Source organism: Xanthobacter agilis (assembly GCF_021730435.1).
Lineage (GTDB): Bacteria > Pseudomonadota > Alphaproteobacteria > Rhizobiales > Xanthobacteraceae > Xanthobacter > Xanthobacter agilis.
This window is the reverse complement of record NZ_JABWGX010000003.1, coordinates 122,845-136,815: the sequence shown is the minus strand read 5'-3', so window position 1 is coordinate 136,815 and position 13,971 is coordinate 122,845. Positions and strand designations below refer to the sequence as shown.

Below are 13,971 nucleotides of genomic sequence, written 5' to 3'. Positions count from 1 at the left end.
GCCCCGGGCACCTTCGGGGCGCGGGAGAGGCACAGAAAAGCCGGGGTGCCGGCGGGAGGGGGTCCAGGGCAGCGCCAGGCGCACGCCCCGGACCCGGTCCTTACCATCCGGGCATCATTGTCCGGCTCTCACCGTCCAGTTCGCACTGTCCGGCTCTCACTTGCCCTTGGCGCGCTCGATGGCTTCCGCGATCAGCTTATGCGCCTCGGCCTTGTTGCCCCAATGCAGCACCTTGACCCATTTATTGGGCTCCAGGTCCTTGTAATGCTCGAAGAAGTGCTCGATCTGCTTGAGCAGGATCTCGGGCAGGTCGGTGTATTCCTCCACCTTCTCATAGCGCTTGGTGAGCTTGGAGACGGGCACCGCGACGATCTTCTCGTCCTGGCCGCCCTCGTCCTCCATCACCAGCACGCCCACCGGGCGCACCGCGATCACCGAGCCCGGCACCAGGGCCCGATTGTTGCAGATGAGCACATCGGCCGGGTCGCCGTCGCCGGACAGGGTGTGGGGAATGAAGCCGTAGTTCCCCGGATAACGCATGGAGGTGTAAAGGAAGCGGTCCACGAAGAGCGCGCCGGACTCCTTGTCCATCTCGTACTTGATCGGCTCGCCGCCGATCGGCACTTCGATGATGACGTTGACTTCCTCCGGGGCCTTCTTGCCAATTGGGATGGCTTCGATGCGCATATCAGTCTCGCTTCCAGCTTCTGATCGCGCGAGGGCAACCCCGCGCGGAGGCTACCGCTGCCAAGCGAAGGCGATCTTGTCCAGCGTTTTCGTGCCGAACCGCTCGTTGGACGATGCGACCGGTTGCCCCCCCAACGCCCGGTAGAAGCCCACGGCCCCTTCATTGTCCGCCAGCGCCCACACCACCAGCCCGCCGAGCCGCGCCAGCGCGAGATCGTGACGGGCCGCCGCGAACAGGCGGTGGCCGAAGCCCAGCCCCTGGAACTGGGGATGCAGATAAATCTCGTAGATTTCGCCGCCATAGGGCAGCGCCTTGGCGCGGTTGCCGCCGTAATTCACATAGCCGGCGAGATCGTCACCCACCTTCAGCACATGGAGCCGGCTGCCGCGCCGGATGGCTGCGTCCCACCAGGCAGGGCCGCGCCGCTCCACCATCCGCTCAAGCTCCAGTCCGGGGATGAGCCCGCGGTAGGTGGAGCGCCAAGCCGCATCATGGACCGCCGAAATGTCCAGGGCATCGGCGGGCTTCGCTCTGCGGATTTCGATCTCGAGCGTGCTCATGGGTGAATGGAAGCAAACCTTGCCCCATCCTTCAAGGGCCTTGCGCATCCAGAGACGGTCACGACATTTTCAGGTGACAAGCGGGGCCGGGCTTCCCCCGCCCCGCGGTCGCGGCTAGCATCGCCCCGCGCCGGCCCTGCCGGCGGCGCGGCAAGGGGCGTGCCTCCGCCGTGTGTCCTGCTTTGAGGTGTGGCGATCCCGTGCGGATGCTCCGGTTCCTTCTTCGCTTCGTCGGCTTCTGGCTGGTGGCCGGCGGATTCGTCGCCCTCATCGTCGACGGCACGCGCTCCATCGCCGCGTCGCGAATGCTGTTCACGTCGGCGGGGGATGCCTGGTACGCCATCGCTCCGCACGCTCTGGAGCGGACGGAGGCCGCCGCCTCCGGCGCGGCGTGGCTGTGGCCGCGGATCATGGTGCCGCTGCTGTCGCTGCCGGCCTCACTGCTGCTGGTGCTGGTCGGCCTCGCGCTGCTCGGGCTCGGCAGGGTGCGCGAGCGGTCCCGCTTTCAGGTGAGCTGAGCCCAAGCCCGCCGAATCACACGCCGGCGAGCCCCCTCCCGCCGCGCGCGCGGCGCTCCCATATGGGGGACACACAGCAACAGCGCGCGGGCCGCCGATCCGGCGGCACCCCGCGCATGGGAGCATTGCCATGTTCTTCACGCGGAAGCCCCTCGGCCTGCCCACCGCGGCGGAGGCCCTGCCCGGCCGCCCCACGGCCATCCCCACCGCTGCCCGTCATGTCGTCTCGGGCCACCCGCTCAAGGGGCCCTATCCGCCGGGACTGCGGACCGCCGTATTCGCCCTCGGCTGCTTCTGGGGGGCGGAACGCAAGTTCTGGCAGCAGCCGGGCGTCCATGTGACCGCCGTGGGCTATGTGGCGGGCCTCACGCCCAACCCGACCTATGAGGAGGTCTGCTCCGGCTATACCGGCCACACCGAGGCGGTGCTGGTGGTGTTCGATCCCGCGATCGTCAGCTACGAGGCGCTGCTCAAGCTGTTCTTCGAATCCCATGACCCCACCCAGGGCATGCGCCAGGGCAACGACGTGGGCACCCAGTACCGATCCGGGATCTATCTGACGGACGTCGATCAGGACGCCCCGGCAAAGGCCGCCAAGGCGGCTTATGAGAGCGCCCTGCGGTCGCGTGGCTTCGGCCCCGTCACCACCGAGATCGCGCCGCTTGAAACCTTCTATTTCGCCGAGGATGGACACCAGCAATATCTGGCGAAGAACCCGGACGGCTATTGCGGGCTCGGCGGCACCGGCGTCGCCTGCCCGATCGGCACCGGCATCGCGGCGCAATAGGCCCGCGGGCGTGGGCGGCAGAACCTTCGGTCAGCGGCCGACGCCGTAGCCGGCGAGAAACACCCGCACCGCCGCGGCGACGGTGGCACGCAGTTCATCCTGCGTCGGTGGGCGCTGGGTGCCGAACAGCAGGCCCTTCACCAGATTGCCCTGGCAGAGGTTGAAGAACTGGAAGGCCGCCAGCTCGCAATCGTCCACCTTCAAATGACCCAGCGCCGTCTGCCGGGCCAGGAGATCGGCCAGGCGGCGCCCACCCTGGCAGGGCCCGGCCTCGAAGAAGGTGCGACCGATAGCGGGAAACTGCTCCGCGGCGCCAATCACCATGCGGATGAGCCGGATATGCTCCGGCGACACCATCATGGCCATGAAGCTCTCGCCGATGCGCTTCAGCAGGCTTTCCACATCGGCATCGGCGGGGTCGTATTCAAACAGGCGCTCGGCCGATTTGCGCCGGTCCACCTCGACCAGGGCCTGGAACAGTTCCACCTTGCCGGCGAAATAAGAATAGATGGTCGCCTTGGAGACGCCGCTCGTGCGGGCGATCTCGTCCATGCTGGCACCGTCGAAGCCCTTGTCGAAAAAGACCCGCCGCGCGCCGTCGATGATGGTGCGGCGCTTGCCGCTTTCATGCTCGGCGCCGACCGGGGCGCCGGTCCCGGCGCTCCTTGAGTCCGTGCTCGCGTCACTCATGTGTGTCCACCTTCCCGCCAGTGCGTCTGTGCTAAAGCACCTTGCGGCAGGTCGTCAAAGCAATTGACTGAACAGTTTAGTTTATTATACTCCACCCACGATCAGAACTGAACCGTTTAGTTGCCATCCAGGGCGGAGAGACGCTGTGTCCCACACGACGAGGCTCGACACCGCGGAACGCGACACGGATCCCACCGCCGGCATCGCCCTTCTGAAGCCCCTCTCGCCCGCCGCTCCGGCGGCTCAGACCGAGGCCCCCCCCGCGCCCAAGGCGTCGCGCAAGCGCCTGGTGCTTGGCGCCGTTGTCGGCCTGCTGGCGGCGGGCGCCGGGTGGTACGGCCTCCATTGGTGGCAGGTGGGCCGGTTCGAGGTGTCCACCGACGACGCCTATGTGGGCGCCGACACCTCGCTACTGGCGGCCAAGGTCGGCGGCTATGTGAAAAGCGTGGAGGTCGAGGCCAACCAATGGGTCAAGGCCGGCGACGTCATCGCCCGCATCGACGACGGCGACTATCGCCTCGCCGTGCAGGCGGCATCCGACAAGATCGCCACCCAGCAGGCAGCCCTTGTCCGTTTCGACGAGCAGGCGAAGGCGGCGGCGGCGGCCGTGGACCAGGCCCGGGCCCAACTTGCGGCCACCGACGCGGACCAGAGGCGGACCGCGCTTGAATTCGAGCGCCAGGACAAGCTCGCGAGTTCCAACTTCGCCAGCCGATCGGCGCTCGACAATGCCCGTGCCGATCGCGACAAGGCGGCGGCCAACGTCCTGTCCGCCACGGCGGCGGTCGCCTCCGCCGAGGCCGCGCTCGCCGTTCTGAAGGCACAGCGCACCGAGGCGGAGCGGGTGCTCGCCGAATATCGCACCGCCCGCGACCAGGCCCAGCGCGACCTCGACTTCACGGTGGTGCGCGCGCCGGTCGAGGGGGTCGTGGGCAATCGCGCCGTGCAGGTGGGCCAATTGGTGCAGCCGGGCACGCGCCTCGCCGCCATCGTGCCCCTCGGCGCGGTCTATGTGGACGCCAACTTCAAGGAAACCCAGTTCGATCGGCTCCATCCGGGCCAGAAGGTCAAGGTCCATGTGGACGCCTATCCTGACCGCGACTTCACCGGGCAGGTGGCGAGCGTCTCCCCGGCCTCGGGCGCGGTGTTCTCCCTGCTGCCGCCGGAGAATGCCACCGGCAACTTCACCAAGATCGTGCAGCGCATCCCCGTGCGCATCGGCCTCGACGCGGATGCACGCGAGGGTCATGCGTTGCGGCCCGGCATGTCGGTGACCGCGGTGGTGGACACGCGCGGCGGCGACACCAAGGTCGCGGCGCGGGACGCGGATGCCGGCGCTCGGGAAAAAACGCACTGACACGGGAATGCGGAGCGACCGCTGGCGGCGTGACGCGCGCGGTCGCGACCAAAGGCCGATCCCCCACCGTCGGATCCTGCCCCAGGCCAGAAAGCAAAGCGGATGTCCATCGCCACCACCCATCCCGCACAGGGGGCCCGGTCCGGCCTGGAGGCAAGGCGCATGTTCGCCTTCCTCGCCATGGTGTTCGGCATGTTCATGGCGATCCTGGACATCCAGATCGTCTCGGCCTCGCTGGCGGAGATCCAGGCCGGGCTTGCCGCCTCCTCCGATGAAATCTCGTGGGTGCAGACGAGCTATCTCATCGCCGAGGTGGTGATGATCCCGCTGTCGGGCTTCCTGTCGCGGGCGCTGTCCACCCGCTGGCTGTTCGCCGCCTCGGCCGCCGGCTTCACGGTGATGAGCTTTCTATGCGCCACCGCCACCTCCATCGAACAGATGATCGTCTATCGCGCGCTTCAGGGCTTCCTGGGCGGCGGCATGATCCCCACCGTGTTCGCGGCGGCTTATTCGGTCTTCCCGCGCGAGAAGCAGCCCATCGTCGCCCCCATGATCGGCCTGGTGGCGACGCTTGCGCCCACCATCGGCCCCACCGTGGGCGGCTATCTGACCGACCTGTTCTCCTGGCACTGGCTGTTCCTGGTGAATGTGGTGCCCGGCATCTTCGTCATTGTCGCCACGGTGACGCTGGTGGATTTCGACGAGCCCGACTTCGCCCTGCTGGAGCGGTTCGACTGGTGGGGCCTCCTGTTCATGGCCGGCTTCCTGGGCAGCCTCGAATATGTGCTGGAGGAAGGGCCCACCAAGGATTGGTTCGAGGATGGCGCCATCCTCGCCTTCGCCATCGTGTGCGCCGCGTCGTCGGTGGCCTTTTTCGCGCGCGTTCTCCTGGCCTCCCATCCGGTGGTGGACGTCCGCGCCTTCGTGAACCGCAACTTCGCCATCGGCTCGGCCTTCAGCTTCGTGCTGGGCATCGGCCTTTACGGGCTCACCTATCTTTATCCCATCTTCCTCGGCCGGGTGCGGGGCTATTCCGCGCTCCAGATCGGCGAGACCATGTTCGTGACCGGTATCGCCATGTTCCTCACCGCCCCCATCGCCGGGCGGCTGATGACGCGACTCGATCCGCGGATCATGATGGGCGCCGCCTTCGCCGGCTTCGCCCTGGGCACCTGGTGGATCACCTTCATCACCAAGGACTGGGACTTCTGGGAGCTGGTCATTCCGCAGATCCTGCGCGGCACCGCGCTGATGATGGCCATGATCCCCATCAACAACATCTCGCTGGGCACGCTCCCGTCCGATCAGCTCAAGAATGCCTCCGGCCTGTTCAACCTCACCCGCAACCTCGGCGGCGCGGTCGGGCTCGCGCTCATCAACACCGTCCTGAACAATCGCTGGGACCTGCACCTCGCGCGCCTGCATGAGAGCGTGCAATGGGGCTCGGCGACCGCCATCGAGCGCATCGAGGGGCTCACGGCCACCTTCGCGGGGCTCGGCTCGGACGCCGCCGACGCGGCGCTGAAGCAATTGGCGCTCATGGTGCGTCAGGAGGCGCTGGTGATGGCCTTCGCCGACGTGTTCGCCTTGCTGACCGTGCTGTTTGCGCTCCTCATCCTCGCCACCCCCCTGATGCGACGTCCGAAGCCCGGCTCGGGAAGCGGCGGGCACTGACCCCCACCGCCTCCCGCCACGGTCAGAACTGCCAGCGCAATTGCCCGGTCACGGCGTTCTCGGTGTTGCCGGTGGCGATCTGGCCGGCGTATTTCAGGGCGAACTCCGCCCCCGGCGCCACCGCATAGCGCAGCCCCGCGCCGACCAGGGCGGTGTCACGCGCCACCGGCACGCCGGCGATCGAGGCCGGCAGCGTGCTGCCGGCCAGAATCACGTCCGCGAACGGGGTGGTGTCGCCGAACGCGTGCTGCCAGCCCAGCGCGGCGCTGACCGTAAGCGCTTGGCCGAACAGCACGGTCGGCACCGCGCCACGCAGACCGAGGGTGGAATAACCCACGTCCTGCGCCCCCGTGTCGACCGCCAGCGCCACCGCCGTTCCAGTCTCGCCGAACGACACCCCCTCCACATGCACATAGGCGAGGCCGGCGAACGGCTCGAACTGCACCGCCGCCACCGGGAGCGCCGCGCTCACCTCGCCGAAGACCTGGGCCGTGCCGGCGCTGTAGTCGCCCGAGGCGGTGCCCCAGTATCCCGGAAACGCGATGGTGCGGTCCGCGCTCACATCGTGCCAGCCATAGGCGGCACCGAAGGTGAAGCCGAGCGGCCCCGCCTGGGTGCCCGCGTAGAGGCCGATGTCGTAATTGTCCATGGTTCCGGAGGAACCGCGCGCGGAGGCGGAGAATGACGACTGGCTGATGCCGCCCACCGCGCCGACGCGCCATCCGGCGATCTCAGCATCGAGGCCGAACAGCATGCCGCCGATGGAATCATTGACCGAAGTGGCATTGCCGTCCGCCGACAACCGCCCCCAGCCGCCGAAGCCCTGGGCCCAGACCGCCGGCGTCAGCTTATCCGACAGCGGTGCGGCGGAGGGACCGAACAGCGGCCCCGCGCCGGCCGTCGCATCACCCGCGGACTGGCGCAAGCGCGCGCCCACGGCATCGCGCAGAAAGATCGACTGCTGCTGCATCACCGTCTGCGCCGAGGCGTAGATCTCGCCGGACAAGGCGTCGAAGGCGGCCGGCGCGGTGGCGGCGTTCAGGCTGGCGAGGGCGGAGAGCACCCCAGTGTCGACCGCCATCGCGTCCGCTGAACGGGCGACGGCGGCCTCGTTGGCGGTGCGGGCGGCGGCGGTGAAGCGCACGTCGGAACGCACCATCTGGAGGGTCACCGCGTCCGATCCCGTGACCAGTTCCGGCGCCAGGAACGGAAAGGCCGCGTCGAGCACCCCGAAGTCCTTCGCCGAGACCGACGAAAAGGCCCCGGTGACGCCGGAGCCGGCGGTCAGGATGGTGTAGCTCAGGCCGAGGACCGGGGTGGCGCCGTCGGTGAGGCTCACCACCACCTCGCCGCCGGCCAGCATGGCGCTGCCGAGCACGGACATGAGATCGCTCTTGTCGCCGGAACCGAGTTCCACCTTGTAGGTCGAGCCCGCGCCGAACACCGCGCCGCCGTTCACGGTCAGGGTGCCGACGGAATGGCCGGGCGCGATGGTGGCGCCCTGCGCCACCGCCACGTCGCCGACGATACCGCTGCCGGCCAGGGTGGAGCGATCGAGCAGGAGGCTTGCCGCCAGGCTGCCATCCACGATGAGCGTGCCGCGGCCCGAAACGGTCATGGCCCCATCATAGGTGCTGACGCCGGACAGGGTGAGGCTCTTTCCCGTGGCGATCTTCACGGTGGTGTCGACGCTGCCGGACAGGGTGCCGGACAAGGTCGCGTCCGCCTTCACATGCAGCTTGGCCCCGGTACCCAGGGCGATGGCGCGGTCCGAGGACAAGGCATCCTCGATCACCAGCTTGCCCATCAGCAGCACCGAGCCGTCGTCCACCCCGAGGTCGGCGTCGGACGAGGCATGGATGGTGCCGAGCAGCACATTCTGCAGCGGGGCGAAGCCGATCTTCCCGCTCACCGCATCATAGGCCACCACATAATAGCGGAAGACCCCGGCGCCGGAATTATAGCCGGCCACCGAGCCGTGAGCCGGATCGTAGTAATAAAGGTTCTCGTTTTCGTCCTTGCCGGCGCTGGTGGAGAATTCGATCAATCCCGGCACGGTGGTGGTGACCTGGGAGCCCGTATCCACCCGGCCCTTCTTGTCGCCGGAATCCCCCGTCTCGAACGATCCGGCCGAGGCGCCGGTATCGAATATGGTCTTGTAGCAGCCCGGCGAGCCCTTGTTGACGGTGAAGCAGGTATAGATGCTCTTGGTGTTCCAGGCCTTGAGACCGGCCGGCTGGGTGCCCTTGTCGTCGGCCGTGAAGGAGGCCCAGACGAAGCCCGCCGTGTTCTTTGCCGTGAGCCCCACCACGAGGTGCGGTGACAGGCTCGAATCCGCGAGATCGTTGGAGAGCACCATGAATCCGTTGCCGTAATTGCCCGACAACTGCGCCAGCGGATTGAAAATACCGTAGGGCTCGGCCGAATAGGCGACCCCCATCACGCCTTTCTGGCCGGTCTGCCAGCCGGGGCAATCAGGCTTCGACGACTTGCAGGTGAGCTTGGTCACCACGCCCACCACGATGTCGTCGGTGGACAGGACGGTGCTCGCCTCGGGAAACGCCACGGTAGCGGTGGCATAGTAGCCGCGCACCTCGTTGCCGCTCGAATAGCCGTATTTGAACTTGATCTTCTTGCCGTCGTCGTCCGTGAGCGGCACCGCGCTCGCGCCCACATCCTTCTCGCGAATGTAGAGGCCGGTCGAGCCCGTATCCAGCAACACCGAGCTGTTCTTGCCGCCGGCGACCGACACCACCACCATGTTGCTGAAGCCGCTGCCGTCGCCATTGAGATGCAGCGGAATGGTCGCGCTCTCCTGCGCCAGCGCGCCGAGCGGCGCGAGCGTCAGCGCCAGAACGGCGGGCAGCGCCCCGGCGCGCACCCCGATCGCAAGGACACGGACGCCCCCCACCGCGCCGGAACGCCGGCGTCGGATGGTTTTTTGATACCACCCGATACACGCATTGCCCCCGCCCTTCACACCCGTTCCCCGCCCCGGCATGTCCGCCCCCGATACCACCCCATTCGCGCAGAAAGATGATGACATCGGCGCGCCACCACCTCAAGACCCGCGACCACCGGGCGAAACGTTCGCCGGCGGTGTGGCGTCAAACCCGCACTTCAGCGGACAAGAGGTCGTAATTTTCCACCACGAGGCATTGCCGGCTCACCGAGATGAGGCCCCGCTTCTGGAACTTGTCGAGGGTCATGGTCACCCATTGGCGGGTGGCGCCGACGATGGCGGCGAGCTGGTCGTGGGTGAGCTTGCGCTCGATGACGAGGCGGTTGCCCTCGCGCCGGCCCGAGGTGTCGGCGAAGATGATGAGCAATTGCGCCAGCCGCTCCGTCACCGAGCGGGTGCCGAGCATCTGCACCAGGGCGGAGTAGCACTTGCCCTTGGCCACCAGCCCCTCGATCAGGCAGATGGCGAAGCGCGGCATGGTTTCCGCCAGCATCCGGATCCTGGCGCCGGTGAGATAGAGCACCTCGGCATCGTCGTGCACGTCGGCGGACCACACATGGCTGCCGCCGCCGAACACTTCCGGCCCGCCCACGAAATGCCCCGGCGTCCACAAGGCGAGGGTGATCTCGCGTCCGGTCGGGCTCACATAGAAGGTGCGCACGGTGCCGCGCTCGATGAGCCAGATGCCGGCGTGGGTGTCGCCCTGGCGGAACAGGCTCGCGCCGGCGGCGATGGCGCGCGGCGCGCCGGCCGCGCGCAGCTCGGCGATCTCCTCCGGCCTGAGGCGCTGGAGGAAATCCGCCCCGGCATTGAGGTCCGTGGGCTCCTCGCTCAGGAACACCGCGGAGCCGGTCGCCGCGTGCCGCCGGAGGGCGCCGATGCGGCGGTCCATATCGCTCACCACGCCCTCACTGGCTCTGCTGGGCGAAAGCCTTCAGGCTCTCGGCGCGGATCCGCTCATGGCAGGCGCGCTTCAGCTCCATGAAGGCATCGGTGGTGGCCATGTCCTGGCTGCGGGGCCGGGGCAGCGTCACCTTGAGGTCGGCGATCACGGAGCCTGGGCTCGCGCTCATGATGACAATGCGGTCGGCGAGGAAGATGGCCTCGTCCACGTCGTGGGTCACGAACACCACGGTGATGCCGAAGGCGCTCCAGATCTCCAGCAGGCTTTCCTGCATCATCAGCCGGGTCTGGGCGTCGAGGGCGCCGAACGGCTCGTCCATCAGGAGCACGCTGGGCGAATTGGCGAGCGCCCGCGCGATACCCACCCGCTGCTGCATGCCGCCCGACAATTCGGCCGGGTAGGACTGCGCGAACTTGGCGAGACCCACCATCTCCAGGAAGGTCGCGCCGATGGCCTCCAGCTCCGCCTTGGGCCGCCCGGCCACCTTGGGGCCGAACACGATGTTCTCGCGGATGGTCTTCCAGGGAAACAGCGAATACTGCTGAAAGACCATGCCGCGCTCGGGTCCTGGCCCGCGCACCGGCACATTGTCCACGATCACCTCGCCGCTGGAGGGGCGCACATAGCCGGCGATGGAGGACAGCAAGGTGGACTTGCCGCAGCCCGATGGGCCGAGGATACATACAAATTCGCCGGGCTTGATATCAAGGCTGGTCTCCATCACCGCATGGTGCGCCTTGCGCCCGCTGCCGAAGGTGATGGCCACGCCGTCCACGCGGATATGCCCACGCCCCGCGCTGGAGCGTCGGCCGCCGATGCTGGCGAGCCGATCGGTGAGGGACACGACGTGTTCCATGGTCCTGGCTCCGAATGCTGTTGCTTCTGGCTCGGTTCGATCAGAGCGTGTTCCGTTGGCACGGGCTCACGTCATCCGCTCTCATGTATTGCATTGACGCATGTTCTTCACGCGAACTGGACTCCACTTCGCTTGAAAGCTCTATCTACTTATTTTATCGCAATTTCAGACGCGAAACCGCTGCACACTTTTGCTGAAATTGCTCTAGCGCGCGCGGCGCTGCCACTTCAGGAACGGATGCGCGGCAAGGCGCACCAGAGCCGTAGAAAGGGTGCCCAGCGCTCCGGTCACCAGCATGCCGACGATGATGTCCGGGTAATCGACCAGCGAATAGGCGTTCCAGGTGAAGTAACCGATGCCGTACTGGCCGGAGATGATCTCGCCCGCGAGCAGCGAGAACCAGCTCACCCCCATGCCCACCGCAAGGCCGGTGACGATGCTCGGCAGCGCCGCCGGCAGGATCACGTTCCAGAAGATCTGCAACGGCGAGGCGCCCAGCGACTTCGCCGCCCGCACCAGCACCGCCGGGGTCTGCTCCACCCCCTGCATGGTGTTGATGACAATGGGGAACAAGGCGCCGAGAAAGGTGATGAAGGCGATCGAGGCTTCATCGGTGGGCCACATGAGAATGGCGAGGGGAATCCAGGCCACCGCCGGGATCGGCCGCATGATCTCGATGTAAGGCGCGAACAGCGCCGCGCCGAACTTCGAGCGCCCCATCAGCGTGCCCAGCGCGATGCCAATCACCGCCGCGGTGAGAAAGCCGGCGGCGATGCGCAGCACCGACACCTCGATATGCACATAGAAGACCGGGTTGAACGCCTGCTTTACGAACGCCTCGAACACCAGGCCGGGCCGTGGCACGTTCGAGAAATTGATGAAGGCGTTCACCTTGTTGACGCTCAGCACCTGCCACAGGCCGAGGCCGAGGGCGAGGCCGATGGTGCCCACCACAAGGCCGTACGCCTTCGCCTGGAACCAGGCGGTGACAGCATTCAGCCCGGTGCGCGCGGCGCCGATACCGGGAGGCCGCCCGCCCGCGCGGGTTTCGCGCGTCTCTTCGCGTGCCCCAGGGTGTGCGCGCGGGGGCGACGGAGCGGCGGGCGGAGTGGCGGCGGAAGCGGGCTCGACGGAAACCGACGCCGGGCCGGCGTAAGCCACCTTGTGTTTCAATGCGTCTTGCATGGAACGATGAGTCCTGAAACGAGATCCTGAAATGGGAGGTGCGGGCCGCGCGGGCCAGCCGGGAGCGCGGCGCAGCAAACCCGCGCCACGCCGTCCGTCACGAGGCGATGGCGTCCCAGCCCACCACCTTGCCGCCGGAGCTCTTGGCGAACGCCTCGGCCTCGCCCTTCTTCATGAAGGCGGTGAGCGCGCCGTCCCTGGCCTCCACGAAGAAGGCCACGTTGCCGAACAGCTTGAGCCCGCTCGCATGGTCGTAGACATAGGTGGCGAGAACCGGCTTGCCGGCCCCCTTCGCGGCCTTGGCCGCGTCTGTCATCGCCTTGATGCTGTCGAACGCCGTGATGCCGGCGCCATCGATCCAGATCTCGGCGGGCTTGAGGCCTGGCGCGCCCGGCTTGGAGACGACCACCTGCCGCACCGCAGCGTCATAATCTTTGCCACGGGCCTTGAACGCCGCCTTCACGAAGGCGGGGTCCACCCAGCGGTCGAAGTCCAGCGGTGAAAGATTGGTCTCCTTGGCGAGCAAGGCGTGATCATATTTCAGCGCCTTCACCCACTCGGGCTTGATCGAGGCCTCGAAGGTGGAAATGCCGCCGGGACTGAAATAGAGGTAAAGCACCTCCTTTTCGATGCCGGTCCATTCGGAAACCTTGATGGCGGCCTCCACCGGATTCTTGGCGATCCAGTCCTGAGCTTCCATGGTCGCTTCGATATAGGCCTGGACCAGTTCCGGATACTTTTCGGCGAAGTCCTTGAGCACCACCGTGCCGTGGAAGGTGGGAATGTCGGCCTCGCTGCCGTCGAAGATCTTGCGGCCGGTGCCGCGGAACTCCATCACCTCCGACCAGGGGCAGAAATCGGCGTGGGCGTCGATCTTGTCCTGGGCGATGGCGGCGACGCCCACCGGCGGCGACTGGTTCTGGATCTTCACCTCGTCGAACATCTTGGCGTCGCGCAGCGCCTTCAGGGTCATGCCCCATGCCGCGCTGCCCACCGGCGTCGAGATGATCTTGCCCTTGAGCTGCTCCAGGGAGAAGACATCCGACTTCACCGGCACCACGATGCCGTTGCCGGTGCCCTTCAGATTGTAGCCGGTGACGGCGATGAAGCGGGTTTCCGCATTGCCGCCGGCCTGGAACTTGGCGCCATTCACGATCAGCGGGTAATCGCCCATGACGCCGAAGGCGAGCTTGCCGGCCAGCATCTGGTTGGTGATGGGCGGGCCGGACGTGTAGTCCTGAAACACCACCTTGTAGTCGGCATCCTTGTACTTGCCGTCGTGGGGCAGGTGCTTTTCCAGAAGGCCCAGCTTCTCCAGGATGATGCCGCCGGGAACGGTATTGGTCACGGTGCTCTGGTGGCCGATGCCGATCTCGATCGTCTCGGCGCGGCCGGGGGCGCCCATGAGCGCCGAAAGGGCGACGCCCAGGAGCATCGTATGAAAGGGCATCGAATGATGTCGCATGTCTGATCCCTCGAAAGCTGCCACTTGTCCTAAAACGCCCGTTGAGGGCCGCAACTGCCGTGCCAGAGCCCCCTTGCATGCCGATGCTGGAGTTGGAAAACGTCCAGAAAACAACGGAAAATGGAGATATGCGCCCCGGTGACGGCGCGGCTTTGTCCGCGAATTCATCGCTGCCCGTTGCTCAAGCATGGCGCAGTTGGTGTCCGCGTGGGCAGAGCGATCCCCGCCCCGATAATACAAGTTCCCTGGGTCCCTCCGCCGCTCGCCCAGGATCGCTCCAGGTCCGCGGCGGCGTTTTCGCCGCGGTCCGCGCGCCAGTCGCAGA

General features: G+C 67.0%; 12 protein-coding genes. 4 read left to right on the top strand and 8 right to left on the bottom strand.

Annotated elements, in window-relative coordinates; all coding sequences use genetic code 11:
- Positions 1 to 156: 156 nt before the first annotated feature.
- Together ppa and HUW53_RS02985 are read right to left on the bottom strand one after the other, a co-directional pair.
- Positions 157 to 687 (bottom strand): inorganic diphosphatase, encoded by a 531-nt coding sequence (gene ppa / locus HUW53_RS02990; protein WP_237344253.1) that lies wholly within the window; start codon positions 685 to 687, stop codon positions 157 to 159.
- Between the two features lie 51 nt (positions 688 to 738).
- The gene (locus HUW53_RS02985) at positions 739 to 1,248 is read right to left on the bottom strand and encodes a GNAT family N-acetyltransferase (RefSeq protein ID WP_237344252.1); all 510 of its coding nucleotides are present in this window, start codon (positions 1,246 to 1,248) and stop codon (positions 739 to 741) included.
- A gap of 206 nt (positions 1,249 to 1,454) precedes the next feature.
- Between HUW53_RS02985 and HUW53_RS02980 the strand changes: the two genes are divergently transcribed.
- Together HUW53_RS02980 and msrA are read left to right on the top strand one after the other, a co-directional pair.
- Entirely contained in the window at positions 1,455 to 1,766 is a 312-nt protein-coding gene (locus HUW53_RS02980) for a hypothetical protein (RefSeq protein ID WP_237344251.1), read from the top strand.
- A gap of 130 nt (positions 1,767 to 1,896) precedes the next feature.
- Positions 1,897 to 2,553, top strand: coding sequence for a peptide-methionine (S)-S-oxide reductase MsrA (gene msrA / locus HUW53_RS02975; protein ID WP_237344250.1), 657 nt, complete (start codon positions 1,897 to 1,899; stop codon positions 2,551 to 2,553).
- A gap of 30 nt (positions 2,554 to 2,583) precedes the next feature.
- Here msrA and HUW53_RS02970 read toward each other — a convergent pair whose 3' ends face one another.
- Positions 2,584 to 3,243, bottom strand: a complete 660-nt coding sequence (locus HUW53_RS02970) for a TetR/AcrR family transcriptional regulator (RefSeq protein ID WP_237344249.1) — start codon at positions 3,241 to 3,243, stop codon at positions 2,584 to 2,586.
- Between the two features lie 145 nt (positions 3,244 to 3,388).
- Here HUW53_RS02970 and HUW53_RS02965 point away from each other — a divergent pair, with 145 nt between their 5' ends.
- Together HUW53_RS02965 and HUW53_RS02960 are read left to right on the top strand one after the other, a co-directional pair.
- The gene (locus HUW53_RS02965; protein ID WP_237344248.1) at positions 3,389 to 4,600 is read left to right on the top strand and encodes an HlyD family secretion protein; all 1,212 of its coding nucleotides are present in this window, start codon (positions 3,389 to 3,391) and stop codon (positions 4,598 to 4,600) included.
- Between the two features lie 102 nt (positions 4,601 to 4,702).
- Positions 4,703 to 6,274: a DHA2 family efflux MFS transporter permease subunit gene (locus HUW53_RS02960; protein WP_237344247.1), complete on the top strand. Its 1,572-nt coding sequence runs from the start codon at positions 4,703 to 4,705 to the stop codon at positions 6,272 to 6,274.
- A gap of 22 nt (positions 6,275 to 6,296) precedes the next feature.
- On the opposite strand, the gene HUW53_RS21940 is transcribed toward HUW53_RS02960, so the two are convergent.
- The 5 genes from HUW53_RS21940 to HUW53_RS02935 form a co-directional block, all read right to left on the bottom strand.
- The gene (locus HUW53_RS21940; protein ID WP_237344246.1) at positions 6,297 to 9,185 is read right to left on the bottom strand and encodes an autotransporter family protein; all 2,889 of its coding nucleotides are present in this window, start codon (positions 9,183 to 9,185) and stop codon (positions 6,297 to 6,299) included.
- Between the two features lie 196 nt (positions 9,186 to 9,381).
- The gene (locus HUW53_RS02950; protein WP_237344341.1) at positions 9,382 to 10,128 is read right to left on the bottom strand and encodes a Crp/Fnr family transcriptional regulator; all 747 of its coding nucleotides are present in this window, start codon (positions 10,126 to 10,128) and stop codon (positions 9,382 to 9,384) included.
- 16 nt (positions 10,129 to 10,144) lie between these two features.
- Positions 10,145 to 10,996: an ABC transporter ATP-binding protein gene (locus HUW53_RS02945; RefSeq protein ID WP_237344245.1), complete on the bottom strand. Its 852-nt coding sequence runs from the start codon at positions 10,994 to 10,996 to the stop codon at positions 10,145 to 10,147.
- Between the two features lie 204 nt (positions 10,997 to 11,200).
- Positions 11,201 to 11,950: an ABC transporter permease gene (locus HUW53_RS02940; protein WP_237344244.1), complete on the bottom strand. Its 750-nt coding sequence runs from the start codon at positions 11,948 to 11,950 to the stop codon at positions 11,201 to 11,203.
- A 328-nt stretch (positions 11,951 to 12,278) separates the two neighbouring features.
- Complete coding sequence (locus HUW53_RS02935; RefSeq protein ID WP_237344243.1) at positions 12,279 to 13,646, bottom strand: ABC transporter substrate-binding protein; 1,368 nt, start codon at positions 13,644 to 13,646, stop codon at positions 12,279 to 12,281.
- Between the last annotated feature and the right edge of the window lie 325 nt (positions 13,647 to 13,971).

What these genes read in the sequence shown, in the direction of transcription:
- HUW53_RS02970 (WP_237344249.1), bottom strand. Translation starts at nt 3,243, where the DNA reads ATGAGTGACGCGAGCACGGACTCAAGGAGCGCCGGGACCGGCGCCCCG.
- HUW53_RS02950 (WP_237344341.1), bottom strand. Translation starts at nt 10,128, where the DNA reads ATGGACCGCCGCATCGGCGCCCTCCGGCGGCACGCGGCGACCGGCTCC.
- ppa (WP_237344253.1), bottom strand. Translation starts at nt 687, where the DNA reads ATGCGCATCGAAGCCATCCCAATTGGCAAGAAGGCCCCGGAGGAAGTC.
- HUW53_RS02935 (WP_237344243.1), bottom strand. Translation starts at nt 13,646, where the DNA reads ATGCGACATCATTCGATGCCCTTTCATACGATGCTCCTGGGCGTCGCC.
- HUW53_RS02960 (WP_237344247.1), top strand. Translation starts at nt 4,703, where the DNA reads ATGTCCATCGCCACCACCCATCCCGCACAGGGGGCCCGGTCCGGCCTG.
- HUW53_RS02985 (WP_237344252.1), bottom strand. Translation starts at nt 1,248, where the DNA reads ATGAGCACGCTCGAGATCGAAATCCGCAGAGCGAAGCCCGCCGATGCC.
- msrA (WP_237344250.1), top strand. Translation starts at nt 1,897, where the DNA reads ATGTTCTTCACGCGGAAGCCCCTCGGCCTGCCCACCGCGGCGGAGGCC.
- HUW53_RS02945 (WP_237344245.1), bottom strand. Translation starts at nt 10,996, where the DNA reads ATGGAACACGTCGTGTCCCTCACCGATCGGCTCGCCAGCATCGGCGGC.
- HUW53_RS02980 (WP_237344251.1), top strand. Translation starts at nt 1,455, where the DNA reads ATGCTCCGGTTCCTTCTTCGCTTCGTCGGCTTCTGGCTGGTGGCCGGC.